This window comes from Thioclava sp. F28-4 (assembly GCF_002020045.1).
Classification (GTDB): domain Bacteria; phylum Pseudomonadota; class Alphaproteobacteria; order Rhodobacterales; family Rhodobacteraceae; genus Thioclava; species Thioclava sediminum.
This window is the reverse complement of sequence record NZ_MPZQ01000002.1, coordinates 75,855-101,570: the sequence shown is the minus strand read 5'-3', so window position 1 is coordinate 101,570 and position 25,716 is coordinate 75,855. Positions and strand designations below refer to the sequence as shown.

General features: G+C 64.8%; 25 protein-coding genes and 1 tRNA gene. 10 read left to right on the top strand and 16 right to left on the bottom strand.

The genetic code is table 11. The features are described 5' to 3' along the window. Positions 1 to 32: 32 nt before the first annotated feature. The 6 genes from lexA to BMI87_RS05195 form a co-directional block, all read right to left on the bottom strand. Positions 33 to 749 (bottom strand): transcriptional repressor LexA, encoded by a 717-nt coding sequence (gene lexA / locus BMI87_RS05220; protein WP_078520128.1) that lies wholly within the window; start codon positions 747 to 749, stop codon positions 33 to 35. Between the two features lie 91 nt (positions 750 to 840). Beyond that, positions 841 to 2,025: a gephyrin-like molybdotransferase Glp gene (gene glp, locus BMI87_RS05215; protein ID WP_078520561.1), complete on the bottom strand. Its 1,185-nt coding sequence runs from the start codon at positions 2,023 to 2,025 to the stop codon at positions 841 to 843. Between the two features lie 2 nt (positions 2,026 to 2,027). After that, positions 2,028 to 2,513 (bottom strand): cyclic pyranopterin monophosphate synthase MoaC, encoded by a 486-nt coding sequence (gene moaC, locus BMI87_RS05210; protein ID WP_078520127.1) that lies wholly within the window; start codon positions 2,511 to 2,513, stop codon positions 2,028 to 2,030. Further along, positions 2,510 to 3,307, bottom strand: a complete 798-nt coding sequence (gene trpC, locus BMI87_RS05205) for an indole-3-glycerol phosphate synthase TrpC (protein ID WP_078520126.1) — start codon at positions 3,305 to 3,307, stop codon at positions 2,510 to 2,512. Before trpC ends, moaC begins: the two co-directional genes overlap by 4 nt. Continuing rightward, on the bottom strand, positions 3,304 to 4,326 hold the full coding sequence (gene trpD / locus BMI87_RS05200) for an anthranilate phosphoribosyltransferase (RefSeq protein ID WP_078520125.1): 1,023 nt from the start codon (positions 4,324 to 4,326) through the stop codon (positions 3,304 to 3,306). Before trpD ends, trpC begins: the two co-directional genes overlap by 4 nt. A gap of 8 nt (positions 4,327 to 4,334) precedes the next feature. Beyond that, positions 4,335 to 4,928 (bottom strand): aminodeoxychorismate/anthranilate synthase component II, encoded by a 594-nt coding sequence (locus BMI87_RS05195; RefSeq protein ID WP_078520124.1) that lies wholly within the window; start codon positions 4,926 to 4,928, stop codon positions 4,335 to 4,337. Between the two features lie 181 nt (positions 4,929 to 5,109). Between BMI87_RS05195 and BMI87_RS05190 the strand changes: the two genes are divergently transcribed. Then, positions 5,110 to 6,897, top strand: coding sequence for a divergent polysaccharide deacetylase family protein (locus tag BMI87_RS05190; RefSeq protein ID WP_078520123.1), 1,788 nt, complete (start codon positions 5,110 to 5,112; stop codon positions 6,895 to 6,897). Between the two features lie 36 nt (positions 6,898 to 6,933). On the opposite strand, the gene trpE is transcribed toward BMI87_RS05190, so the two are convergent. The 7 genes from trpE to fabI form a co-directional block, all read right to left on the bottom strand. Next, positions 6,934 to 8,445, bottom strand: coding sequence for an anthranilate synthase component I (trpE, locus tag BMI87_RS05185; RefSeq protein ID WP_078520122.1), 1,512 nt, complete (start codon positions 8,443 to 8,445; stop codon positions 6,934 to 6,936). An 11-nt stretch (positions 8,446 to 8,456) separates the two neighbouring features. Next, the gene (locus BMI87_RS05180; protein ID WP_078520121.1) at positions 8,457 to 10,298 is read right to left on the bottom strand and encodes a SurA N-terminal domain-containing protein; all 1,842 of its coding nucleotides are present in this window, start codon (positions 10,296 to 10,298) and stop codon (positions 8,457 to 8,459) included. A 65-nt stretch (positions 10,299 to 10,363) separates the two neighbouring features. Beyond that, positions 10,364 to 11,545 (bottom strand): aminotransferase, encoded by a 1,182-nt coding sequence (locus BMI87_RS05175; protein WP_078520120.1) that lies wholly within the window; start codon positions 11,543 to 11,545, stop codon positions 10,364 to 10,366. 155 nt (positions 11,546 to 11,700) lie between these two features. Beyond that, positions 11,701 to 12,219, bottom strand: coding sequence for a DUF2127 domain-containing protein (locus tag BMI87_RS05170; protein WP_078520119.1), 519 nt, complete (start codon positions 12,217 to 12,219; stop codon positions 11,701 to 11,703). 3 nt (positions 12,220 to 12,222) lie between these two features. Further along, complete coding sequence (gene gpt / locus BMI87_RS05165) at positions 12,223 to 12,729, bottom strand: xanthine phosphoribosyltransferase (protein ID WP_075775650.1); 507 nt, start codon at positions 12,727 to 12,729, stop codon at positions 12,223 to 12,225. An 11-nt stretch (positions 12,730 to 12,740) separates the two neighbouring features. Then, a complete protein-coding gene (locus BMI87_RS05160) occupies positions 12,741 to 13,358 on the bottom strand; it encodes a LysE family translocator (protein ID WP_078520118.1) in 618 nt (205 codons plus the stop codon). Between the two features lies 1 nt (position 13,359). Beyond that, the gene (fabI, locus tag BMI87_RS05155) at positions 13,360 to 14,181 is read right to left on the bottom strand and encodes an enoyl-ACP reductase FabI (RefSeq protein ID WP_078520117.1); all 822 of its coding nucleotides are present in this window, start codon (positions 14,179 to 14,181) and stop codon (positions 13,360 to 13,362) included. A gap of 164 nt (positions 14,182 to 14,345) precedes the next feature. On the opposite strand from fabI, the gene pdxH reads away from it, so the two are divergent. The 9 genes from pdxH to BMI87_RS05110 all read left to right on the top strand — a co-directional run bounded on the left by pdxH (position 14,346) and on the right by BMI87_RS05110 (position 22,632). Then, a complete protein-coding gene (gene pdxH / locus BMI87_RS05150) occupies positions 14,346 to 14,969 on the top strand; it encodes a pyridoxamine 5'-phosphate oxidase (protein WP_078520560.1) in 624 nt (207 codons plus the stop codon). Between the two features lie 119 nt (positions 14,970 to 15,088). Next, entirely contained in the window at positions 15,089 to 15,643 is a 555-nt protein-coding gene (locus BMI87_RS05145; protein ID WP_246832648.1) for a cold-shock protein, read from the top strand. After that, complete coding sequence (locus BMI87_RS05140) at positions 15,613 to 16,104, top strand: DUF192 domain-containing protein (protein ID WP_078520116.1); 492 nt, start codon at positions 15,613 to 15,615, stop codon at positions 16,102 to 16,104. Before BMI87_RS05145 ends, BMI87_RS05140 begins: the two co-directional genes overlap by 31 nt. A 40-nt stretch (positions 16,105 to 16,144) precedes the next feature. Then, positions 16,145 to 16,221 (top strand) — tRNA-Pro (locus tag BMI87_RS05135). 524 nt (positions 16,222 to 16,745) lie between these two features. Beyond that, positions 16,746 to 20,405 (top strand): vitamin B12-dependent ribonucleotide reductase, encoded by a 3,660-nt coding sequence (locus BMI87_RS05130; protein WP_078520115.1) that lies wholly within the window; start codon positions 16,746 to 16,748, stop codon positions 20,403 to 20,405. Between the two features lie 149 nt (positions 20,406 to 20,554). Further along, positions 20,555 to 20,800, top strand: coding sequence for a hypothetical protein (locus BMI87_RS05125; protein ID WP_078520114.1), 246 nt, complete (start codon positions 20,555 to 20,557; stop codon positions 20,798 to 20,800). An 11-nt stretch (positions 20,801 to 20,811) separates the two neighbouring features. Further along, a complete protein-coding gene (locus BMI87_RS05120; RefSeq protein WP_146681515.1) occupies positions 20,812 to 21,336 on the top strand; it encodes an ImmA/IrrE family metallo-endopeptidase in 525 nt (174 codons plus the stop codon). A 245-nt stretch (positions 21,337 to 21,581) separates the two neighbouring features. Beyond that, positions 21,582 to 22,196: an HD domain-containing protein gene (locus BMI87_RS05115; RefSeq protein ID WP_246832647.1), complete on the top strand. Its 615-nt coding sequence runs from the start codon at positions 21,582 to 21,584 to the stop codon at positions 22,194 to 22,196. A 94-nt stretch (positions 22,197 to 22,290) separates the two neighbouring features. Then, positions 22,291 to 22,632 carry a zinc ribbon domain-containing protein YjdM gene (locus tag BMI87_RS05110; RefSeq protein WP_075775641.1) on the top strand — a complete coding sequence of 114 codons (342 nt, stop codon included), beginning with the start codon at positions 22,291 to 22,293 and terminating at the stop codon, positions 22,630 to 22,632. 6 nt (positions 22,633 to 22,638) lie between these two features. Here BMI87_RS05110 and BMI87_RS05105 read toward each other — a convergent pair whose 3' ends face one another. The 3 genes from BMI87_RS05105 to BMI87_RS05095 all read right to left on the bottom strand — a co-directional run bounded on the left by BMI87_RS05105 (position 22,639) and on the right by BMI87_RS05095 (position 25,583). After that, positions 22,639 to 23,049 (bottom strand): hypothetical protein, encoded by a 411-nt coding sequence (locus BMI87_RS05105; RefSeq protein WP_146681514.1) that lies wholly within the window; start codon positions 23,047 to 23,049, stop codon positions 22,639 to 22,641. Between the two features lie 42 nt (positions 23,050 to 23,091). Continuing rightward, positions 23,092 to 24,117: an SH3 domain-containing protein gene (locus BMI87_RS05100; protein WP_168175167.1), complete on the bottom strand. Its 1,026-nt coding sequence runs from the start codon at positions 24,115 to 24,117 to the stop codon at positions 23,092 to 23,094. Between the two features lie 74 nt (positions 24,118 to 24,191). Continuing rightward, positions 24,192 to 25,583 carry an oligosaccharide flippase family protein gene (locus BMI87_RS05095; RefSeq protein ID WP_078520111.1) on the bottom strand — a complete coding sequence of 464 codons (1,392 nt, stop codon included), beginning with the start codon at positions 25,581 to 25,583 and terminating at the stop codon, positions 24,192 to 24,194. Between the last annotated feature and the right edge of the window lie 133 nt (positions 25,584 to 25,716).

Below are 25,716 nucleotides of genomic sequence, written 5' to 3'. Positions count from 1 at the left end.
CAAGACGCTCTTTCCCAGGAATTCACCAAATCTCAGTAGCTGCGGATCAGCCCGACGAGCCGCCCCTGCACCTTCACCTGATCGTCGCGCAGCCGCCGCGTCTCATAGGCCGGGTTCGCGGCTTCCAGCGCGATCATCCCGCTGCGACGGTAGAAGCGTTTCAGCGTCGCTTCATGCCCCTCGACCAGTGCGACCACGATATCGCCATTGTCGGCGGTGCCCTGTTCGCGGATCACCACGACATCGCCGTCGTTGATGCCCGCCTCGATCATCGAGTCGCCTTTGACTTCGAGCGCGTAATGCTCTCCGCGTCCGCTCAGCATGGAGCCGGGGACGGCGACGTGATGCGAGACTTCCGAGATCGCCTCGATCGGGACACCGGCGGCGATCCGGCCCATCACCGGCAGTTCCAGCGCGTGGATCACGTCGACCGGCATCGCGCCGCGCGGCGGGTCGGTCTTGTCGCCCTCGATCACCTGCGGCGCGAAGTTGCCAGCGCTGTCGCCCGCGGGGGCGCCGAATTTCTTCTCCAGCGCCTCGGGCAGTTTCACGATCTCGATTGCGCGGGCCCGATGAGCGAGGCGGCGGATGAAGCCACGTTCTTCCAGAGCGGTAATCAAACGGTGGATGCCGGATTTCGAGCGCAGGTCCAGCGCGTCCTTCATCTCGTCGAAAGAGGGTGGAACACCGTCCTTCATCATCCGTTTTTGAATGAATTCCAGCAATTCCAGCTGCTTGCGTGTCAGCATCCGCGACCCTCCGTTCCCCGGTCAAGGCACATGTTCAAGGATTGTTCTACCCTTGTTCACGGGGGCTGTCAACGCCCGGGGCGGGTGCGGCTCAGTCCAGCGGCAGGATTTCGACCGTCTCGCCCGCCTTGCGCGGCCCGTCGCCCAAGGGGCGGATCAGCAGGCAATCGGCCTGCGACAGGAGGCTTAGCATCGCAGAATCCTGATTGTCGAAGGGTGTGACGCGGGGCAGGGGATCGCCGGGCGCGAGGGTGGCGCGCATGTAATGGGTGCGCGGGCCGGTCGGGCCGGTATCGGTCGCGAGGATCGCCTGTTGCACGCGGCTTTCCGGCGGCAGACCCGCGAGCTTGCGCAGCATCGGGCGCAGGAACAGTTCTGCGCAGACCGTGGCCGAAACCGGATTGCCCGGCAGGCCCAGCATGGCAGCATCGCCCATCCGGCCCGCCATCAAGGGCTTGCCGGGGCGCATCGCGATCTTCCAGAAGCTGCGGTCGAGCCCCAGTTCCGCAGCCACTTCGCCCACCAGATCATGCGCACCGACCGAGGCGCCGCCGGAGGTCACCACCAGATCGGCGCCTTTCGCGAGCTCGAACACGGTGCGCAAGCTGTCACGGTCGTCGCGCGCGATCGGCAGCATGCGGGCCTCGGCGCCCATGCGTTCGGCCAGTGCCGCGACGATGAAGCTGTTGGAGCAGATGATCTGATCCGGGCCCGGCTCTTCGCCCGGCATCACCAGCTCGTCGCCGGTGGCGATGATCGCGACGATGGGGCGGCGGCGCACCGTGACCGCGGCCACGTTCATCGCGGCCAGCAGTCCGAGGTCGCGCGCGGTCAGCGGGCGGTCGGGGCAGAAGCTCTCGCCTTGCGCGAAGTCCTGGCCCTTGGGTCGGATATTGTTATGGGTTTCAAGCTCTTGCGGCAGGGTGATCGTGTCGCCTTCACGCGTCACGTTCTCCTGCAGAACGACCACGCCATTCGGGCCCGGCACCGGTGCGCCGGTGAAGATGCGCACCGCCTGACCGGGGGTGGGGGTGCCGTCATAGGCGCGACCTGCGGCGGCCTCGCCCTCGACGGTGAGCGTCGCGCCGGGCAGGTGGTCGGCCACGTCGATCCAGTAGCCATCCATCGCCGAGCCCGAGAAGGGCGGCTGGGTGAGCTGCGCCGTGGCGGGCTCCGCCATCACGCGGCCAAGGGCGTGACGCAGGCTCACGCGCTCGGTGCCGAGCGGTTCGACCAGTGCCAGAACCTTTTCCAGCGCCTCTTCGACGGGCAACAGGCTCATGATGCGCTCCCTTCGGCCTCGTATTTGCCGGATTTCCCGCCGTCTTTCAGCACGACGCGGATACCCTCGATCTGCATGGATTTCTCGACCGCCTTGAGCATGTCATAGACAGTCAGCGCCGCCGCCGAGACCGCCGTCAGCGCCTCCATCTCGACGCCGGTCTGACCCGAGGTCTTCACGGTCGCGCGGATGCGCACGCCGGGCAGGGCCTCGTCGGGCTCCAGGTCCAGCGTGACCTTGGTGATCGGCAGCGGATGACACAGCGGGATCAGGTCGGAGGTCTTCTTCGCGGCCATGATCCCCGCGATCCGTGCGATGCCCAGAACGTCGCCCTTCTTCGCGGTGCCCTTCAGGACATAGTCCAGCGTCTCGGGCAGCATCACGACGCGCCCCTCGGCCACGGCGATGCGGTCGGTCACCTCCTTATCGGAGACGTCGACCATATGGGCCTGACCGTCCTTGTCGAAATGCGAGAGGCTCATGCGACCTCCAGAAGCGTCCGGGTGGCGCCCGCGACATCGTCCTGCCGCATCAGGCTTTCGCCGATCAGGAAGCGGCGCGCGCCGACCTCGGCCATCGCGGCCATGTCGTCGCGAGTGAAGATGCCGCTTTCGCAGACCAGATCGCGGCCTTCGGCGAGGATGCTCGGCGCAAGTTCGCGGGTCACGTCGAGCGTGACCTCGAAGGTCTTCAGGTTGCGGTTGTTCACGCCCAGAAGCGGCGATTTCAGATGCTTGAGCGTGCGTTCGGTCTCTTCCATGTCATGCACTTCGACGAGCACATCCATGCCCCAACCGAAGGCTGCGTCTTCCAGCTCGGCGGCCAGATCATCCTCGACCGAGGCCATGATGATCAGGATGCAATCGGCGCCCCAGGCACGGGCTTCCGCGACCTGATAGGTGTCATAGAGGAAATCCTTGCGCAAAGCGGGCAGCGAACAGGCCGCGCGTGCCGCCGACAGGAATTCCGGCGCGCCCTGGAAAGAGGGCGTATCGGTCAGCACCGACAGGCAAGCCGCGCCGCCCTCTTCATAGGCTTTGGCCAGCGCGGGCGGGTCGAAATCGGGGCGGATCAGCCCTTTCGAGGGCGAGGCCTTCTTGATCTCGGCGATCAGCCCGTAGCCCGTTTCCGCCTTCGCAGTCAGGGCGTTGGCAAAACCGCGCGTGGGCGCCTGCGCCTTGGCCTGCGCCTCAACTTCGCTCAGCGGGCGCGCGGCTTTGGCCGCTTTGATCTCTTCCAGCTTATAGGCTTTGATCTTGTCGAGGATCGTGCTCATCCGGCGACCTCCTGCGTGATGCGGGCCAGCGTTTCCAGCGCGGTCCTCGCCTTTCCGCTATCGATGCTCTCGGCGGCCATTTCCGCCCCGGATTTCAGGTCTGCGACCTTGTCGGCCACGACGAGCGCGGCGGCGGCGTTGAAGATCACCGCGTCGCGATAGGCCGAAGCCTCACCATCCATCAGCGCGCGCAAGGCGGTGGCGTTCTCGGCCGCCGTGCCGCCGACCAGATCCTTGAACTTGTGCACGGGCAGGCCCGCATCCTCGGGGTGGATCTGGATCGACTCGATGCGACCATTTTCCAACGCGGCAACTTCGGTCGTGCCGCAAATGGTGATCTCGTCGGTCCCGTCCGAGCCATGCACCAGCCACGCCTTCTCGGAGCCGAGCATCTGCAGCGTCTCGGCCATCGGGAAGATCAGGTCGGGTGCGAAGGCCCCGGTCAGCTGGCGCTTCACGCCTGCGGGGTTGGTCAGGGGGCCGAGGATGTTGAAGATCGTCTTGCAGCCCAGTTCCTGACGCACCGGCATGACGTGACGCATCGCGGGGTGGTGGATTTGCGCCATCATGAAGCCGATCCCGGCCTCGGCCAGACCACGCTCGGTCGCCTCGGGACCGGCCATCACGTCGATGCCCAGCTCGGATTGCACATCCGCCGTGCCCGATTTCGACGAGGCCGCGCGGTTGCCGTGTTTCGCGACCGGCACGCCCGCGCCCGCCACGACGAAGGCCGCAGCCGTCGAGATGTTGAGCGTGTGCATCCCGTCGCCGCCGGTGCCCACGATATCCATCGCGCCTTCGGGGGCTTTGACCGGCACGCATTTCGCACGCATCGCGGCGGCGGCGGCGGCATATTCCGACACGGATTCCCCGCGCGCCCGCAGCGCCATCAGCAAGCCGCCGACCTGTGCCGGAGAGGCTTCGCCGTCGAACAGCAGCTGGAACGCCATTTCCGCCTGCGCGCGGCTCAGCGGACCTTCGGACGCCGCAAAGATCAGCGGCTTCATCGCTTCGCTCATCGGTTGGCTCATGCGGGCACCTTCAGGCTGACGCCTGCCTCTGTCAGGAAATTCTTCAGCATCGCGTGGCCATGCTCGGAGGCGATGGATTCCGGGTGGAACTGCACGCCCTCGATCGGCAGCTCGCGATGACGCAGCCCCATGATCGTGCCGTCGTCCAGCTCGGCGGTGATCTCGAGGCAGTCGGGCAGGCTCTCGCGCTCCACGATCAGCGAGTGGTAGCGCGTTGCTTTCAGCGGAGAGGGCAGGCCCTTGAAGCAGCCTTTGCCCTCGTGGCGGATCTCGCCCATCTTGCCATGCACGATCTCGGAGGCGCGCACGACTTTCCCGCCAAAGGCCTGACCGATGGTCTGATGCCCGAGACACACTCCGAACAAGGGCAGCTTCGCCTCGGCTGCGGCCATCACGAGCGGCAGGCAGATGCCCGCCTGATCGGGGTCGCAAGGCCCGGGCGACAGCACGATCGCCTCGGCGCCCATGCCCATCGCTTCCTGCACGTTCAGCGCGTCGTTACGCCAGACCTTCACATCGGCGCCCAGCTCGCCAAAATAGTGCACCAAATTATAGGTGAAGCTGTCATAATTATCGATGAGCAGCAGCATGGCCGGGCCCTTTCGTTTGTTGGCCCCCGGCGTCCCCCATGCACTCAAGCGCCGATGCGCTTATCAAGGGGGGTGAACCGGGGAACGGGTCGGGCTATAGATGCTATCAGCGAAGGGTCGGGGTCAAGGGCAGTCCCCGGGAAAAGCCGCGCATCAAGAGCGGTGAAGATGGAGGCAGGCAATGATTCGATCTGTGATGAAGGGCGGACTGGCCGGTCTGCTGGTCGCGGTACTCGGTGCGGGCGTGATGTCGTTGATCTTCCCGGCGCCGAAAGAGCCCGGCGCAGAGATCAAGCTCGCCGGAAGCCCGACGCCCGAAGAACCGGCGAATGTGGACCTGCCTGCGGGCTCCGATTTCTCGCGCCCTGCGACCGATCGCACGCCCTCGATGCCGACGCCGGACGGGGCGCCGATTTCAGCGCCGACCAAGACGCCGCGCGTGTCCGAGCCGCAGCCGAGCCTCGCGCCGCCCAGTGCCGACGAAATCCAAAGCGCCGCGCGCCCTGAGATGGCGACCGAGATGGCCGAGCCGCGTCCCGAGTCGGATGGGGAAACCGTCGCACTCGCCGAGCCTGTCGCGCCGGAGGCAGGGGCCCAGCCCGACAGCACCCAGCCTGCCGCTATGCAAGGCGCGCCCGCGCCCGACACCGCGCCCGAGATTGCCGCTACGCGCACGCCTGCGCCTGACGCGCAGCCAGAGCAGACCGCTGAAACTGCGCCCGCAGCCGAAATGCCCGCGTTGCCCGACGTGACCCTGCAGCCGCCGAAAGCGCCCGAGCAAGCGACGCCGCCTGCCGATGAGGGCGAAACGACCCTCGCAGCGAATGAGATGCCCGCATTGCCCGAGGCCGGGATGACGCCCCCCGAGGCGGAGCCCCAAGCGGCCCCGTCTCTCGGTGATATGCCCGCGCCGGATCAGCTGCCGCCCGAGGGGGAGGGCATCGACACCGCGCAGGCCGACAAACCCGAGATCTCGAACGATCCCGCCACAAGCCCGGACTTGCCCGCCGGCCGCGCCCTGCCGCAAGCCGGGGATGCGGCCCCGATCAAGCCGCGCATCTTCTCGTTGCAGGACGCCCCGTCGCTGCCGGGCAAGCCGGTGGGCGGGTTCAAATCCGCGCCCGGTGTGGTGGTGGATCGCCTGCCGCAAGTGACACCTTCGACCGCGCCAACGCCCGAGGAGGGCCCCGACGCGCAGTCTGCGCAGGACATGCCCGAGGTCGCGGCGGTCGATGCGGCCGATCTGAACCCGATCCGGAAATTCGCAGCCCCCGCACCGATCAGCGACAAGCCGCAAATCTCGCTGGTGCTGATCGATCCGGGCGTGGCGGCAGGCGGGCTCGACCCGGCGACGATCACGGCGAGCGATCTGCCGATGACCATCGCGATCGATCCCACCCGCGAAGGCGCTGCCGACGATGCGAAAGCCTTCCGTGCGGCGGGGTTCGAGGTCGCGATCCTTGCCGCCGGACTGCCCGCCAATGCCGCGCCCGAGGATGTCGAGGTGGCACTGGAGGCCTGGCGTCACGTGATCCCCGAGGCAGTCGCCGTAGTGGAACCGCCGCAGCCGCAGTTCCAGAACAACCGCCCGCTTGCGCGCCAGATGATCTCGGCGCTCAGCCGCGGCGGGCTGGGTGTGGTGACGCAGAAGAAGGGTTTCGACAGCGCCAACCAGATCGCGACCTCGGCCGATCTGCCGCGCGCACAGGTCTGGCGCGTGATCGATGACGGGCGCGAGAAGGCCGCGGTGATCTCGCGGATGCTCGCGCGCGCCGATTTCGAGGCGGAGCGCAACGGCTCGGTCGTGGTGATGCTCTCGGCCTGGCCGGAATCGGTTCAGGGGATCGAGGACTGGTATATCGATGCGCAGAACCAGGTGACGCTCACCCCGGTTTCGGCACTGGCGCTGGATAGCGTGGCGGCTGGCGCTCCGGACACCGAGCCGAAAATGGAAAACGCGGGCCAGTAAGCCCGCGTTCTCAAAGCTTGGGAAAAGGCGGCTGCCTCAGCCGTTGCCGCGTGTCGCCACGAACAGCCCCGCATCCTCGGCCGCCTTGCGCAGCGCCTTGGACTTGTTGACCGTCTCCATCCATTCGGCCTCGGGGTCGCTATCGTAGACCACGCCGCCGCCTGCCTGAATGTAGAGCGTCTTGTCCTTCACCACGGCCGTGCGCAGCGCGATGCACATGTCCATTTCGCCATTGGCCGCGAAATAGCCCACGGCGCCGCCATAGATGCCGCGTTTCTCCGGCTCCAGCTCGTCGATGATCTCCATCGCGCGGACCTTGGGCGCGCCGGACACCGTGCCTGCGGGCAGACCGGCCAGCAGCGCCGAGAGCGCGTCCTGATCGTCTGCCAGCTCGCCCACGACGTTCGAGACGATATGCATGACGTGGCTGTAACGCTCGATGATGAATTTCTCGGTCGGGTGGACCGAGCCGATCTTCGAGACGCGCCCCACATCGTTGCGGCCCAGATCGAGCAGCATCAGGTGTTCGGCCAGCTCTTTCTTGTCGGCCAGCAGGTCCTCTTCCAGCGCCTTGTCCTCGGCGGGCGTCGCCCCGCGCGGACGGGTGCCTGCGATCGGGCGGATCGTCACCTCGCCTTCGCGCACGCGCACGAGGATCTCGGGCGAAGCGCCCACGATCTGGAAGCCCCCGAAGTTCAGGAAGAACATGAAGGGGGAGGGGTTGGTGCGCCGCAGCGACCGATAGAGTGCGAAGGGCGGCAGCGGGAAATGCGCCGACCAGCGCTGCGCCGGGACCACCTGAAAGATGTCGCCCGCGCGGATGTAGTCCTTCGCGGTCTCCACGGCGGACATGTAGCCCTCTTTCGTGAAGTTCGAATGCATTTCGCCGACCTGTAGGCTCTCGCCCAGATCGCGGCTCTCCACCGGCGTGCGGTCGAGATCGCGCAGCGCATCCGAGACGCGTTCGGCGGCCTGCGCATAGGCGGCGCGCGCGGACTTGCCCTCGGCTTGGAAGGCAGGCGCACAGATGATCACGTCGCCCTTCACCCCGTCGAGCACGGCCACGACCGACGGGCGCAGCAGCATCGCGTCGGGCACGCCCAGCGGATCGGGGTTCACGTTCGGCAGCTTCTCGACCAGACGGATGGTGTCGTAACCGAGATAGCCGAAGAGACCCGCCGCTGCGGCGGGCAGATCGTCGGGCATCTCGATGCGGCTTTCCGCGATCAAGGCGCGCAGGCTGTCGAACGGGTGGCCCGGAAGGTCCTCCCACGCCTCGTCGAAGCGCGCCGAGCGGTTGATCCGCGCCTGCTCGCCCCGGCATTCCCAGATCACGTCAGGCTTCATGCCGACGATCGAGTAGCGCCCGCGCACCTCGCCGCCAGTCACCGATTCCAGCATGAAGGAATTGGGCTGCGCCTCGGCGAGCTTGAGCATCAGCGAGACGGGCGTGTCCAGATCGGCCGCGAGCCGCGCGTAGACCAGCTGGTTTTCACCCTTGGCCCAGCGTTCCTCGAACGCCTCGAAAGAGGGGGAGAGAGCGACCACGGTGGGCCTCCTTACTGCATCTGCGACTGCACGGCGGTCACGGTCTGGTTGTCGAGATCGAGCCCGGCCTCCGACTCCACGGCGGTCGCGTAGAAATTGAGCAGGTCATTGGCCAGCGAGTTCGACAGCTGGGTGCCGATCTGACCCGAGATCAGCTTGGTGTCGGCATCTTCCATATCCGCCGGGATGACCTTGTCGGTGACGAAGACATAGACCTTGCCGTTGGCGGTGATCTGCGCGGGCTTGCCCGGCTCGGTCTTGAAGACCTTGGAGATCACCGGCGGCGGCAGTTCGTCGGAATAGCCGCCACGGCCGATGCTCGCGACCTTCGTGGTCAGCACGCCGGTCTCGCCCAGCGACTTGCCGCCCTCGACCGTCGAGACGATCTCCTTGGCGCGGCCCTCTTCGGCCTGCACCACCTGATCGGCGCGCCAGGCCGCTGCGACCTCGTCCTTCACATCGGCGAAGGGCTTGGCCTGGGGCGGCACGATCTTGTTGAGGCGCAGCGCGAAGACGCCGCCATCCGAGAGCGTCTGCAGATCGGGATAGGCGTCGGTCGTGGCCTCGTCGGCCGCTTTGCGGAACTCGTCATAGCCCGCGATGCCGTCGGTGCTGTCGGCGGTGTAGGCGATCTGGCCAAGCTCCATATCTGTTTCCTTGGCTATCTCCTCGAGCGTCGCGCCGCCTGCCAGACGGTCCTGCAGATCTTCGCTCATCTTGCCGATCTCGTTGCGCGCCTTCTCGGCTTCGGCATCGCCCGCGAGTTCGTCGCGCGCTTCGGCAAAGGAGGTTTCCTGCGCATCGATGATGCCGTTCACCTTGAACAGGGCGGGGCCCAGATCGGTCTCGACCGGGCCGACCACGCTGTTGTTCTCGGCCGAGAAGACCGGATCGCCGGCCTTGCCCAGGTCGTCGCGGGTCACATCGCCCAGATCGGCGTCGTCGAGCGACAGTCCGCGATCCTTGGCGAGATCGGCAAAGGTTGCGCCGCCATCCAGCTTGGCTTTCGCGGCCTTTGCTGCATCCATGTCGGAATAGACGAGACGCTCCACGAGGCGCTTCTCGGGCTGTTTGAACTCGTCGGCGCGGCGCTCGTATTCGGCCTTCAGCGTGGCGTCGTCGATCTTGACCTTGTCGGCCAGCATGTCCGGGGTCAACCACGCATAGGTGATGTCGCGCGTCTGGGGCGCGGTGAACTGATCGATATGGTCGTTGTAATAGGTCTGAAGCTGATCGTCCGTCGGGTCCGGGATCGCCTTGGTCAGATCGCTCTCGCTCACCTCGGCCCAGGTGAAGCCGCGCTTCTCGCTGACATATTTGGTATAGGCGTCGACCACCGGCTTGGGCGCATCCACGCCGCCCGCGACGGCGCCCTGAATGATCGAGCGCGAGAGATCGTCGCGCAGCTGAGCCTCGAATTGCGGCTCGGTATAGCCCTGCTGGCGCAGCGCGAATTTATAGGTTTCGCGGTCGAACTTGCCCGAGGCGTTCTGGAACGCCTGAACGTCGTAGAGCTGCTTTTGCAACTGCTGGTCGCCCACCGACACGCCAAGACGCCGCGCACCTTCGCCGATCGCGGCCTGACCGATCAGCTTGCCCAGCACCTGCTGATCGACGCCGGAGGAGCGCATCTGCGCCATCGTGACCGGCTGGCCAAGCTGCTGGCTGCGTTGCTGCATCTCCTGACGCAGGGCGCGGGCGTAATCGTCGACGGTGATCTTGGTGTCGCCGACCGCGCCGACCGCTTTGGCCGAACCGGAGAAATTGCGTAGCCCGAAACCGCCGAGACCAAGGATCAGCATGGCCAGCAAGATCCAGACGACGACACTCTTGCCGTGGCTGCGCATCTTCATCGGGGTTCCTCCTCGGGCATTGTTTGTTGGGCGCTGTTTAGGGCTTTGATTACTGGCCTGCAAGGCTAGCCGCGCGCGAGGCCCGCCAGCCGGTCGCGAAGGGCCGCGATCCCGTCCGTGTCGACATTGGCGAAGGCGATCCGCATCTGCTGCGCGGCGCCGTTTGCGCCCTGCGGCATGAACATCGTGCCGGGCAGCATCAGCACCCCGGCTTCGCGCACGAGAGCCTGCGCAAAATCAGGAGAGGGGCGGGGATCGGGATGCGTCACATAGGCGAAATACGCCCCGCAGCCGAGCATCTTCCAGCCCTCCAGATCGGCGAAGGCGGCCTCCATGGCCGCGCGCCGGCGCAGGATTTCCGCGCGTTCGCCCGCGACCCATTGCGACAGGTGGAGCATGCCCCAAAGCGCGGCCATCTGGCCGAGTTGCGAGGGGCAGATCGCCACCGTGTCGAGGAATTTCTCGACCTCGGCGAGGCGTGTCTCGCCCGCGACGATTGCGCCGACGCGATGCCCGGTCAGCCGATAGGCCTTCGAGAACGAGTAGAGATGGATGAAATCGCGCGGCCAGTCGGGATCCGAGAACAGGTCATGCGGCGCGCCGCTACGCGAGTCGAAATCGCGATAAGTCTCGTCCACGATCAGTGCGAGCTTGTGCCGCTTGGCCAGATCGGCGAAGGCGCGCAGCAATTCGGCCGGATATTCCGCCCCGCCCGGATTGTTGGGCGAGACCAGAACGATCGCGCGGGTCTTGCCGGTGATCTTCGCGGCGGCCTCATCGGGGTCTGGCAGAAGCCCCGCGCCGGGGGCCAGCGGCACCGTCTGCACGCCCGCCATGTCGAGCCACATCTTGTGATTGAAATACCATGGCGTCGGCAGGATCACCTCGTCGCCGGGACCTGCGAGCGTGGCCAGCGTCGCGCAAAACGCCTGATTGCAGCCTTGCGTGATCGCGACCTGACGCGCTGCGATCTCGCCGCCATAGGCCAGCGACCATTGATGCGCGAGTTCGGCACGCAGATCGGGCAGGCCCAGAACGGGGCCGTAGAGATGCGCCTGCGGATCGTTCAGCGCGGCCTCTGCGATCGCCTGACGCAGCGCCTCGGGCGGCGGATCGACAGGGGCTGCCTGAGAGACATTGATCAGCGGGCGATCGGCGGCGAACTCGACCCCGTCGAGCCAGCGCCGCGCCTCCATGACCGGGGGCGGGAAGGTGGCGGCGAGGGCGGGATTGAGCGGATGCGGCATGGAGGTCCTTCTGGATGATCGGCGCGAGATCAGCAGAGCGTCGCGCGCTTGGCAAGAGGCGGGAGCCTCCGGCGGGGATATTTGGATCGAGAAGAAGGGGGTTGCGCTTCCTCTTGGCGGAACTATCCCGGGCAGGCGAAGGGAGGCAGCGCCCCCTAGCTGCGTTTCTCACGGTGGTTGCGCCACGCAAAGTTGTGCCGCACGTACCATTCGCGCAGGGTCAGCGCGATGACTACGAGATCCAGCACCGTCAGCGCCAGCATGCCCGCGCCATGGTTCAGGCTATAGAGATACATCTGGTAGGCCACGAAGCCCGTCATCATCACGATCGCCATCGGATAGGCCCAGATCAGTCCGCGGATCAGCAGCAGCACGACGACAAGTTTCAGCAAGCCGTGGCTAGTGAAATAGAAGCCGTAGAAATCCTGCGTCTGGATCGAGAAGTGATGGGCCGCGTTCAGGAATGCGTTGGCGATCCGGTCATTGGGATCCTCGCGCAGCTCGCGCGCGGTCAGCCAATGCGCCGCATCGAACAGCGCATTCTTCGGCAGGCCGAGCAGCGCGAGGCCAGACAGCGTTTCCGCGATCTCGAAGATCGCCTTGATGATCAGGCTGACCTCGAAGAGCCAGTGCAGGAACCGACCCAGAGGGGTTCCGGGGGCGCCGAATTTCACCGATCAGTCCGTGCCGCGATACGGCTGCACATATTGCAGCGCCATGTCCCAGGGGAAGAAGATCCAAGTGTCCTGGCTGACCTCGGTGATGAAGGTGTCGACCAGCGGCGCGCCCATCGGTTTGGCGTAGACGGTGGCGAATTGCGCCTTCGGGAAGAGGTCGCGCACCAGTTTCAGCGTGTTGCCGGTATCGACGAGGTCGTCGACGATCAGCACGCCTTCGCCGCCGTTTTCCATCAGGCTCTCTTGCGTCGGCTTGATGACCTGCGCCTCGCGTTGTTCCTGATGGTTGTAGCTTTTGACCGAGATCGTATCGACCGTGCGGATGTCGAGCTCGCGCGCGACGATTGCCGCCGGAACGAGCCCCCCACGGGTGATGCCCACCACGGCGCGCCAGCTGCCGTCGCCCGGGCCCTTGCCGTCGAGGCGCCATGCGAGCGCGCGCGCATCGCGGTGGATTTGGTCCCAGCTGACATGGAAGCCTTTTTCATGCGGCAGACGATCGGACATCGGGGGTCTCCTCAGCTCAGAGCGAGTTTCAGACCGAGCAGCGCCAGCAGGCCGCCAAAGCAGCGCTCGATCACGGTTTTCAGGTTCAGATAGGCCTCGCGCGTTTTCTCGAGCGAGAAGATCCGCGCGACGATGACGTTCCATCCCGCATCGTTGAACATCACGATGCCGAGGATCGCCACATAGGCCCAGGCGGGCGCGGAGGGCGGGATGAAGGTCAGGAAGACAGTGCCGAAGAACACGGCGGGTTTGGGGTTGGCGAGCTGGGTCGAGACGCCGAGCCAGATCAGCCGGGGGACGGAGCGGGTGCGCGGCAGGTCGGGGATCTCTTCATCCATCGGGTCGCCCGCATGGCGCCACATCTTATAGGCGAGCCAGAGCAGATAGGCGGCTCCCGCGATCTTGAGCGTGGTCAGCAGGGCAGGGGCGACCTTGAAGACGAGGGCGAGGCCGAAAAGTGCCGCCGCCGCCCAGATCACCGCGCCCAAGCCGATGCCGAGCGCGAGCCAGATGCCGCGTCCGAAGCCTTCGCGCAGACCCGTGCGCGCAGCCAGAAGCACCGCTGGCCCCGGCGACATCGCCGCGGCCAGATGCACGAAATAGATCGCGGTGAGGGCCGCGAGGGTCATCTCATTCCTTCCGCTTGGTGACCACGTCGATATCGGGCGCGTCGACCGCTTTCATGCCCACCACGTGATAGCCAGCGTCGACATGCAGCGTCTCGCCGGTGGTGCCGGAACCGAGATCGGAGAGCAGGTAGAGCGCGGCCTTGCCGACCTCTTCCTGGGTCACGTTGCGGCGCAGCGGCGAGTTCAGCTCGTTCCACTTCATGATGTAGCGGAAATCACCGATCCCGCTCGCGGCGAGCGTCTTGATCGGGCCGGCGGAGATCGCGTTGCAGCGGATGCCGTCCTTGCCCAGATCCTCGGCGATATACATCACGCTGGCTTCCAGCGCCGCTTTCGCCACGCCCATCACATTGTAATGCGGCATGACCTGCTCGGCACCGTAATAGGTGAGCGTGAGCAGCGAACCGCCCTCGTTCATCATCGCAGCCGCTTCCTTGCACACGGCGGTGAAGGAATAGACCGAGATGTCCATCGTGGTTTTGAAATTGTCGCGCGAAGTATCGACGTAGCGTCCGCGCAGCTCCGACTTGTCGGAGAAGCCGATCGCGTGGACGACGAAATCGATGCTGTCCCAATGGGTGCGCAGCGTCTCGAAGAGCGTCTGGATCGAGTCGCCGCTGGCGACGTCGCATTCCACAAGGATATCGGAACCGAGCTGTTCTGCCAGCGGGCCCACGCGCTTCTTGAGCGCCTCGCCCTGGAACGAGAAGGCCAGCTCCGCGCCAGCGTCCGCGAGGGCTTTGGCGATGCCCCAGGCGATGGATTTGTCATTCGCAAGGCCCATAATCAGCCCGCGTTTGCCTGCCATCAGGTTGTTTGACATGTCAGGTTTTCCCCCGCTTCGCTCTGGTAAGTCCGAATGCTTTAGGCGAAAGGTGGAGACGCATCAAGGCTACTGACCTCCGGTCAAGCATGATCGTGTGGATCGTGTTGCAGATCGGGGCGTTGCGCCGGATATGCGAAGCGGCGGCGAGACTGGAGGCGAGTATGAATGACAGAACCGGAATTTTCGCAGGCGACGATCCCTTTGCCATCGCGCAGACATGGCTGGATGAGGCCGCGGACACCGAGATCAACGATCCCAACGCGATTGCCCTGGCGACAGTCGATCCGGACGGCTTGCCCAATGCGCGCATGGTTCTTCTCAAGGAAATCGAGGGGCGCGACATGCCCTCCGGCGGGGCTTTCGTCTTCTACACCAACTACGGATCGGTGAAGGCGCAGGAGATCGAAAGCGCGGGAAAAGCCGCCTTCGCGATGCATTGGAAATCGCTGCGCCGTCAGATTCGGGTTCGCGGTATGGTTGAGCGCGAGGAGGGGCCGCAGGCTGACGCCTACTACAAGTCGCGCTCGCTGAAATCGCGTCTCGGCGCCTGGGCCTCACGGCAAAGTGAGCCACTGAGTTCCCGCAGCGCCTTGATGGCGGAGGTCGCGAAGGTCACCGCGAGCCACGGCGCGAATCCCGATCGACCGCCGTTTTGGGGAGGGTTCAGAATCAAGCCGTTGGAGTTGGAATTCTGGGCAGACGGTTCTTTTCGCCTTCATGATCGCTTCCGCTGGAGCCGGCAAACCCTTGCCGATCAGTGGGTTGTAACCCGCCTGAACCCCTGAAACTCGCGCTTCGTGAATTGCATAGGGTCTTGAAACTTTGGGCAATCTCTTGAAGTGTCCCCTAAACACCGCATTTCCAGAAGGGCGTGCGGAGGAAATGCGAACAGGAAAGCCCGCGAATGCAAACGGGATGGAATATGCTGGGGGAGTCCGAGGCAGAGCTTCGCGAGGTGACCGGCACCGTCAAATGGTTCGACCCTGTCAAAGGGTTCGGCTTCATCGTCGATGGCGAAGGGGGGCCTGACATCCTTCTTCATGCGAATGTTCTGCGCAATTTCGGTCAGGGCTCGATTGCCGATCACGCGCGGATTCGCGTCCAGATGCAGCTGACCCCGCGTGGCGCGCAGGCGGTCGAGGTTTTGGAGATTCTTCCTCCGGAAGGCGAGCCCGTCGCTCCGATCGAGGATTTGGGCGACAACACGTTCGACGATATCGCGGCGCTGCCGCTTGAGCCTGCACGGGTGAAGTGGTTCGAAAAATCCAAGGGCTTCGGCTTTGCCAATGTCTTCGAGAATGACGAGGACATCTTCATCCATATGGAAGTTCTGCGCCGGTCGGGTTTTGCCGATCTGACCCCCGGCGAAGCGGTGTGCCTGCGCGTGATCGAAGGCAAGCGCGGTCGGATGGCGGCACAGGTTCTCGCATGGGATGCAGGCTTGAAATCGGGGCGCTGAGCGCCGCGCTTTTCCTTGCCGTAACGCCGGGCCTCGCCGCGGCGGAAGGGGCGCAGTGCCGCGATGACCTCGCTATTCTGCGCACCGGGAACCAGCCGGTCAGCTTCACCGTCGAGATTGCCGATAGCAGCGCCGAGCGCGCGCAGGGCCTGATGGGGCGGCGCGAGATGGACGAAGGGGCAGGGATGCTCTTCATCTACGAGCATGCGCGGGAGGTCGCCTTCTGGATGCATGACACGCCGCTGTCGCTCGACATGGTGTTCATCGATCCGACGGGCGAGGTCGTGAAGGTCGCGGCCAATACGACGCCCAATGACGACACCCCGATTCCCTCCGGCGCACCGGTGCGCTACGTGCTCGAGATCAATGCCGGGATGGCGGCGCGCCACGGCATCGCGCCGGGCACGCAGCTGGCGCATCCCAGCGTCGATCCCGCACAGGCCGCATTTCCCTGCGAATGACCCTTTCCTTGGGACGAGCCTCTTTGTAAGGAGAGGGCGTCGGGGCGTAGCGCAGCCTGGTAGCGCGTCTGTTTTGGGTACAGAAGGTCGTGAGTTCGAATCTCGCCGCCCCGACCATCCCCTCGAAATCGCCGGAATCGGGCCCGCTATATCTAGTGGTAGGCTCTTGATTGTGACACTAGCGACACGCTCTTCGGCGTTGCACAATTTTTGCGCAAACCCGGCGAGGCTATCCACAAGATATTGCGTGCTGTGGATTGAAATTCCCAGATGAGCGGCTAAAGCCCCCGAATCTTCAATGAAATTTGGCCTTTATCGGTGCCGCAGTGCAGCGCCCGCACGTTAACCAAATGTGGAGGAATCGTGCAGCGCGCTTCCCTAGGGGCCGGTCAACTGAAAAATGGACTGACTCAAGGTGAAAGTTTCGTTGACGGCTTGATGCGCCTACGGCAGGTTGTGTCGTGTCGGAGGCTAACCCACCAGATGTAGTGGAGCCTAGGGCCAAGGGACAGATTTCGGACATTGCACCCCCGAATCCGGGGCGCGCAGCCCTCGCGGTGTCGACTGCGAGGCCCGGGCTTCTTTGTCTTCTGCGGCTCCCGCCGGCACCGGATTGGACTGACTGCAACGGGGACAGGGCAATGAAGATCGAACGGAAGTTCACCACCGACGAAACCGGCGCTTACGGCGCGCTGGACTTCACGACGACCACGTCTGAGATTCGCAATCCCGACGGGAAAGTGGTGTTCCGCAACGAGTCGGTCGAAGTGCCCGGCCGCTGGAGCCAGGTGGCGTCCGACGTGCTCGCGCAGAAATACTTCCGCAAGGCCGGCGTTCCGGCGGCGCTGAAGAAGGTCAAGGAAAAGGGCGTGCCGGAATTCCTGTGGCGCTCGGTCCCCGATGAAGAGGCGCTTGCTCAGCTCTCCGAAGAGGCGCGCTACACCGGTGAAAACTCGGCCAAGCAAGTGTTCGACCGTCTCGCCGGTGCCTGGTGCTATTGGGGCTGGAAGGGCGGCTACTTCTCCACGGAAGCTGATGCGCAGGCTTACTATGACGAGATGCGCTTCATGCTGGCCGAACAGATGGCTGCGCCGAACTCGCCGCAGTGGTTCAACACCGGCCTGCATTGGGCTTACGGCATCGACGGCCCCGGTCAGGGCCACTTCTATGTCGATCACAAGTCGGGCAAGCTGACCTCCTCGACCTCGGCCTACGAGCATCCGCAGCCCCATGCCTGCTTCATCCAGTCGGTCTCGGACGATCTGGTGAAAGAGGGCGGGATCATGGACCTCTGGGTCCGTGAAGCGCGCCTGTTCAAATACGGCTCGGGCACCGGCACCAACTTCTCGAGCCTGCGCGCCGAAGGCGAGAGCCTCTCGGGGGGTGGCAAATCCTCGGGTCTGATGGGCTTTTTGAAGATCGGCGACCGCGCGGCGGGCGCGATCAAGTCGGGCGGCACCACGCGTCGCGCGGCGAAGATGGTGATCTGCGACATGGATCACCCGGACATTGAGGAATTCGTCAACTGGAAGGTCATCGAAGAGCAGAAAGTGGCCTCGCTGGTCGCGGGCTCCAAGCTGCATGAGCGTGAACTGAACGGCATCTTCACCGCGATCCGCGAATTCGACGGCTCGACGGAGACCTCGGTCGATCCGAGCCAGAACGAGGCGCTGAAAGACGCGATCAAATCCGCCAAGCGCGTGATGATCCCGGAGACCTATATCAACCGCGTGCTGCAATATGCGCGGCAGGGCTACAGCTCGATCGAATTCCCGACCTACGATACCGATTGGGACTCGGAAGCCTATGTCTCGGTCTCGGGCCAGAACTCGAACAACTCGGTCCGCGTCACCAACGCCTTCCTGAAAGCGGTGAAGGACGATGCCGATTGGGAACTGATCCGCCGCACCGACGGCAAGGTCGCCAAGACCGTGAAGGCGCGCGATCTGTGGGAGCAGGTCGGCCACGCCGCCTGGGCCTGCGCCGATCCCGGCATCCAGTTCCACGACACGGTCAACGAATGGCACACCTGCCCCGAAGACGGTGCAATCCGCGGCTCGAACCCGTGCTCGGAATACATGTTCCTCGACGACACGGCGTGTAACCTCGCCTCGATGAACCTGCTGACCTTCTACAAGGACGGCAAGTTCGACGCGGAAAGCTACATGCACGCCACCCGCCTGTGGACCGTGACGCTGGAAATCTCGGTGCTGATGGCGCAGTTCCCCTCGAAGGAAATCGCGCAGCGCAGCTACGACTTCCGCACGCTGGGCCTCGGCTACGCGAATATCGGCGGCCTGCTGATGAACATGGGTCTGGGCTACGACAGCAAAGAGGGCCGGGCGCTGTGTGGCGCGCTGACTGCCGTGATGACCGGTGTCTCCTACGCCACTTCGGCCGAGATGGCGGGCGAGCTGGGTGCTTTCCCGGGCTACGAGAAGAACGCCAAGCACATGCTGCGCGTCATTCGCAACCACCGCAACGCGGCCTACGGCAAGACCGAGGGCTACGAGAACCTCGAGACCAAGCCGGTCGCGCTTGATCACAAGGGCTGCCCCGATCAGGACCTGATCGCGCTCGCCACCCAAGCCTGGGACGAGGCGCTGGCGCTGGGCGAGAAGCACGGCTACCGCAACGCCCAAGTGTCGGTGATCGCGCCGACCGGGACGATCGGTCTCGTGATGGATTGCGACACCACCGGGATCGAGCCGGACTTCGCGCTGGTGAAGTTCAAGAAGCTCGCGGGTGGCGGCTACTTCAAGATCATCAACCGCTCGGTGCCGGGTGCGCTCGAGACGCTGGGCTACGGCTCGGCGCAGATCGAAGAGATCATCGCCTATGCGGTGGGTCACGCCAGCCTTGGCAACTGCCCCGACATCAACACCACGGCGCTGATCGGCCACGGCTTCGGTCCGCGCGAGATCGAGAAGGTCGAGGCCGCGCTCCCGACCGCCTTCGATATCCGTTTCGTCTTCAACCAGTGGACACTGGGCGAGGAGTTCTGCACCCAGACGCTGGGCATCCCGGCCGAGAAGCTGAACGATCCGACCTTCGACATGCTGCGTCACCTCGGCTTCACCAAGGGTCAGATCGACGCCGCGAACGACCATGTCTGCGGGACGATGACGCTGGAAGGGGCGCCGCACCTGAAGGACGAGCACCTGAGCGTGTTCGACTGCGCCAATCCCTGCGGCAAGAAGGGCAAGCGCTACCTCAGCGTCGACAGCCACATCTACATGATGGCCGCCGCGCAGAGCTTCATCTCGGGGGCGATCTCGAAGACGATCAACATGGCGAACCACGCCTCGATCGAAGACGTGAAAGCGGCCTATGAGCTGAGCTGGTCGCTCGGCATCAAGGCGAACGCGCTCTATCGTGACGGATCGAAACTGTCGCAGCCGCTGGCCGCCGCGCTGGTCGAGGATGACGAGGAGGCCGAGGAAATCCTCGCCACCGGTTCGACCCAGGAAAAAGCCGCCGTGCTCGCCGAGAAGATCGTCGAGAAGGTGCTGGTCAAGGAGATCGTCCGCAGCCACCGCGAGAAGCTTCCGGAGCGCCGCAAGGGCTACACCCAGAAGGCGGTCGTGGGCGGCCACAAGGTCTATCTGCGCACCGGCGAATACCACGACGGCACGCTGGGCGAGATCTTCATCGACATGCACAAGGAAGGCGCTGGCTTCCGGGCTATGATGAACAACTTCGCGATCGCCGTGTCGGTCGGCCTGCAATATGGCGTGCCGCTGGAGGAGTTCGTGGACGCCTTCACCTTCACCAAGTTCGAACCCGCCGGCATGGTTCAGGGCAACGACTCGATCAAGAACGCGACCTCGATCCTCGATTACGTGTTCCGCGAACTCGCCGTGTCCTATCTCGACCGCACCGATCTCGCGCATATCAAGCCGCAGGGCACCAGCTTCGACGATCTGGGCGGTGGCGAGAACGAGGGCAAGCGCGCCGATGGCAATGTCGAGCCGATGTCCGAGAACGCGTCGAAATCGCTCGAAGTGCTGCGTCAGATTTCCTCGACCGGCTACCTGCGCAAGCGCCTGCCGCAAGAGCTGATGGTGCTGCAGGGCGGTGTGGACGTCGTGACCTCGCAGATGCCCGCACAAAGCGCGCAGGCCCGTGCTTCCAGGTCCACCGCGGTCTCCTCTGGCGGTGTCCAGATGGATGCGCGCGCCAAGGCGAAGATGCAGGGCTACGAGGGCGAAGCCTGCGGCGATTGCGGCAACTACACGCTGGTGCGCAACGGCACCTGCATGAAGTGCAACACCTGCGGGGCGACCAGCGGTTGCTCTTGAGGGACAGGGGCTCCGGTCTGGCGGCTGGGGCCCCGACGACGACCACACGCGATCCGCGTGTCGGGGACTGGGACGTGACGACTGGGGCCCATTCGCATGACGGGCCCGAGGGACAGAACGACCGCCAAAGGCGGCAAAAGGAGCGGAAATTGGATCTGATCGTCGGCAATAAGAAGGTGACCCCGAAAGCCACGCGCCGGATTCCCGGTGGCATCGAGGCCGAGCTGGTGGGCGAGGAACTGACCTCGCTGATCGACGCGACCTTCACGGGCATCGAGATCGCCTGCCTCGGCGGCGACCTCGATCACCACGCGCTCGACGTGACCGATATCCGCATGGGCGGCGGTGCGACCACCGTCACCCTGATGACCGCACGAGAGATGGCGCTGCACTGAAGGAGGTGTGATTGAAAAGTTTACGAGACATCTTCAAGCGTCTTCCGCAAAGTGGCGAGCATCGTCATCTGCTGAGGAACTTCAACTTTGCTCCGTCAATCGATGGCAAGGCGAAATCCGTACGGGTTCTGGCGGAAGCTTTGGGTTTCGATGTGGTTCGTACTCCGCTGCCTCGCAGAATGGCGGGGCGCTTGGTGCAGGATGCTTTCGCTCCAAATGGCTACCGCATCGAGGTTAACAGCGAGCAGTCTGTCACCGCACAGCGTTTCGCGGTTTTGCACGAAATCGGCCACTACTACCTGCACGCGGATCACACAGACCCGCTTGGCGCAGTCGCATATCTGGATCGCTCTGAAAGTAGTTTCTACGCCGATCCGAAAGAAGAGCGCGAGGCCAATCAATTTGCGGCAACGCTGTTGTTCGGTGATGGAGCGCTTGAGGCTGCTCGCTCACTACATGGTAACGACGTTCCCAAGCTTGCGCATTATTTCGGGGTGTCAGAACGCACCATCGAGATTGCGATGAAGCAATACTGAGATCCGGGGCGGGTGCGCTCGCCCCAGACGCTGAGAAGGCCCAGGCAAAACGACGATAAGCTCGGGCGGTAAACTAATGAGCCTGATCGGCGAAACTGGCCCTCTCCAACCCCCCGGAGAGGGCCGCATTATTTCTTGGGGGGAGGGCAGGGATGGGTTCTGGTCATTTGCGCCCCCGCGCGTCACGATATGCGCAGGGGCCCGAGGGGGCCGAGGATCGAAACCCGCAACCGGAAGGACCGCAGATGCCCGCATCCGGACCGACAGTCTCCTTCACCCAGATGAAAGACGGCACCCGCGAGGATTACGAACTGCTCGAAGAGCTGGAGAAACCCTTCCTTGCAGGCACGGCGGACCGGCTGTTGCGCGAATTGGCCGCGCAGGCGGAAGAGACGCTGTCGGGCTACCAGATCACGCGGCTCGAACACGGGCTGCAGGCGGCAACGCGGGCCCGGCGCGACGGGGCGGATCTCGACTGGGTCGTGGCGGCGCTGCTGCACGATATCGGCGACCGGCTCGCCCCGCAGAACCACGACCGGATGGCCGCTGAAATCCTGCGCCCCTATGTCCGCGAAGAGGTCTCGTGGGTGGTGGAGCATCACGGCATCTTCCAGATGGCCTATTACGGCCATCACTACGGTTGGGACCCGGAAGAGCGGCAGAAGTTCAAGGATCATCCCTGCTACAACAGCTGCGAGCAATTCTGCGAGCGCTGGGATCAGTCGAGCTTCGATCCGGCCTATCCGATGGACCCGCTGGAAAGCTTCGTCGAGGATGTCCGCACGGTGTTCGCCCGTAAGGCCTATGCGCCCGAGGTTCTGCGCGCGGGCGAGGTTCACGGTCTGCCCGATCCCGCCTGAGCGGGCTGGGACCGCACCGGTCCTCTCCCGCTTTTTGTCGCAGGTGAACGATTTTTCTGGCGATAACAGGCGCGTGAGACTAAGGGCATGACCCATGAGCGATACCTTGCCCCCGTGCCCCGAATGCAATTCGTCCTTCACCTACGAGATGGACGCCCTCCTGATCTGTCCCGAATGCGGCCATGAATGGTCGGCATCGGGTGACGCGGATGCGCCCGCCGAGGTGCGCGATGCGGTCGGCAACGTGCTGAACGACGGCGACACGGTGACCGTGATCAAGGACCTCAAGGTGAAGGGCTCTTCCTCGGTCGTGAAGGTCGGCACCAAGGTGCGTGGCATTCGTCTCGTGGATGGCGATCACGACATCGACTGCAAGGTGCCCGGCATCGGTCAGATGGGGCTGAAGTCGCAATTCGTGAAAAAGGTCTCCGAGTAAGCCTCCTCACTGACGCGTGGCGACCCAGCTGCCCCTGCATCCGTCGACGTTTTCATAATTCCCTACGAGGCGCCCCTTGACGAGGTGCCCCTTGAGCGAGCCGACAGAGCGCGTCCGGAAGTAGAAATTCCCGACGATCCGGTCGGCCCCGACGACATGCCCGGAAATCCTGTAGGAGGCTCCGTAGGTGTTGGTGGCCTGGCCCGAAACCCGGCCGTCCTGGATGAGTATCCCGCCATAGCCCGGCGTGCAGGGGCGATCCATCACATGCATGGTCTGGGGGGTGTACCTTCCGACCCAGTGCCCGTCGAGCGGGCTTGGCCGTCCGTCGGGTGGCTCTGGAACGCAGGCTGCGAGCGCGATCAGGGTCACGCCCGAGAGGATCGCGGTTGCGGCCCTGCGTGTGAGTGTCGTCATCCTCGTCATCTAGCTGTCCTCCCCGATTTGCGCCGCCCGCGCTCACTCGATCCCGACGATCATCGTGAAGGGGGCCGGGGCGTCACCGATATTGTAGACCGTGATCCGGTTCTCCCCGTTGAGCCAGAGCTGGCCGCGATAGTCCCGCCTGCCGCCGCGGCTCTCGTAGAGAAGCTCGCCGTCCGGGGTGAAGATGTTGAAATGCACCGCAGGCGAGTCGGTCTGGAGCTGTGCCGTCAGGAACTGCTTTTCCCGGGAGCCGAGCCGGTAGTTCACCGCGGCTCCGGGGGCGAGGGTCGATCTCAGCACCGCGCCGCTCGTGCCGGGGGCGAACTGGACCTGCTGATCGCGGGTCTCGGGTTCGGCCACGCGTGGCGGCGGGGAGGAGCCTTCACGAAGGTAGCGCCCGGCAACCCAGCCGGTCAGAGCCCCTTCGGTCGCCGCGACCTGACACCAGCGCTGGCCCTCGGCCATCCGACAACCCATGTTGCGCAGGATCGCCCCCTCGGGGAACCGCCCGAGGATCGCCGCCCCCGTCGAGGGCCCCGCGCGCAGGTTCAGCGGGTCGTTGATATCGCCGGTCTGGACCTGCCAGAAATCCGGCCCGCCCTGTAGCCCGTCGGCATAATCGCCCTGCACGATCGCGCCGGTCTTCCCGGTGATCCCGATCCGGATGTCGAATTTCGCAACTTCGTCGCGCCGCGCCGCCGAGCGCATCATGTAGACCGAGATCTTGTAGGTTCCCGAACTGGGCAGCGTGCCTGTGTAGTGGTTCAGCTCGGGCGTTAACTGGCTGGTCATGATCGCCTGATCGCCCGGGCCGCTCCCGGGACCGTAGAGGTTGAAATACGTGGCGGTGTGGTTCGTGGACAGCTTGATATCGATCGTCTGTCCGGCCTCGGCGCCGATCGTGTAGATCACGCTGTCATAGCCCTTGATGCGGTCGCTCAGAACCGCGTTATCCGCTCCGGCTGAGAAATAGACCGGAACCTCGCGCATCTCCTCGGCAAGGACAGGTGTGGTGAATGACAAAGCCGCGACGAAGACATAACCCAGAAACCGGTTCATACCGATCCTCCCTCTTTGGTTTATGGCGCGCGTCATCGGGGAGTGTAGCACGAAAATCGTACAGAGGCGCGGGGTCAGGCAGTGCCGATCTGCGGGCGTCCGAAATAGGCTCGCAGATGGGGCAGGGCGGCAAGTTGTACCGCGCTCAGGATCAGCGCGATCGGCCAGATCACCAGCGCGCCGGGCGCGGCGAGTGTGATCAGCGGGACCGCGACCAACACGAGTGCGGTCGTCAGCGCGGCGCGGCCAACTTGTGGCAGCGACATGACTTGCGACAGCCGCCAGAGCGCCACGCCAAGACCGATCGCCTCGCCCGCGACCCCGAGCCAGATCACCGGCACGACCGAGCCGGTCTCAATCAGCGCCCAATAGCTCAGCGGCAGCACCAAGATCCGGGGCAGGTTCCCCCAAAAGCCGTTATCGGTCTGCCCCGCCGAGAGCGCGGCCGTGCTCGGCCCGTTCTTGATCGCGCGGAGCGCATTCATCAGCGCGAAGGGGATCAGGAGCGGCAGGAGGCTTGCATATTTCGCCCCCAGAAGGGCCGTGACGACGAGCGGTCCGATCAGGACCGTGCCCAGCAGCAGGATCGATCCGGTGAGGAACATCCCCTCGAAGGTCGCCCCGGCAAGCTGGCGATGCGCGACGGCGTCCGCACGGCCATGCGCGGCCGAGAGTTTCGGCAAAAAGAGGTTCTGCACCGATTTCGCGCCGATCAGCGTGGGCGTCAGCGTCAGCGTCATGCCCATCGCGAAGATCGCCAGCGCCTCCATCCCCGCCAGCCGCCCGACGATGATCTTGTCGCCCTGAAAGACCAGATACATCAGGGCCGCATTGGCCAGAAGCGGTGCGCCGAAACGCAGGTTCGCGCGCATCTCGGCGCGGTCGAGGCGCAGGCGGTAGCGGCGCTCGGCCATCAGGTGCGAGACCAGAACGCCGAGGGCCGCGTGCAGTAAGATCGCCCAAAGCGCCACCTGCCAGTCGTCGAAGAGGCGCGAGAGCGGCCAGATCGCGATTAGCGCGGCCAGTGCGGGCAGGGCGCCCGTCAGCAGCATCGGGCGGTAGTGGCCCCTGCGCTGGGCGCGGTGGATGTCGAAATGCTGCGCCGCCGTCAGGAGCGGCACCAGCGCGAGCCAACGATAGGCAGATGCGGCCTCTGGGATCGCGAGGAAGTCGGCGATCGGTCCGGCCAGCACGAACAGCGCCGCCGCCGCAATCACGCCGCGCAGCAGTTGAAAACCTTGAAGTGCCGCCTGAAACGCCGGGTCGTCGCCGCGTTTCGACTGCACGATCTGCTGCTGCAGCCCCAGCGTCGAGCCCATCTCGATCACCGCCATCACCATCGCGAAGGTGGCGGCCACGCCGTAATCGGCGACCGGGATCAGCCGCGCGATCAGTAGATTGCGCGCGAGCATCAGCGCCGAGGTGGCGGCGTTCCCGCTGAGGATGAAGATCGCGGTGCGAAGCATGTACTGTCCGATATGGCGCGGGGTTTGGCCGCCCGCGCATGTTTTGCGCCCATAATCCCGCCCGAGGGGCCGTCGGGTCAAGCGCGCTGTGGCGGCTGTGGCTTGACGGCCACGTCACGCGCGCCGACCGACC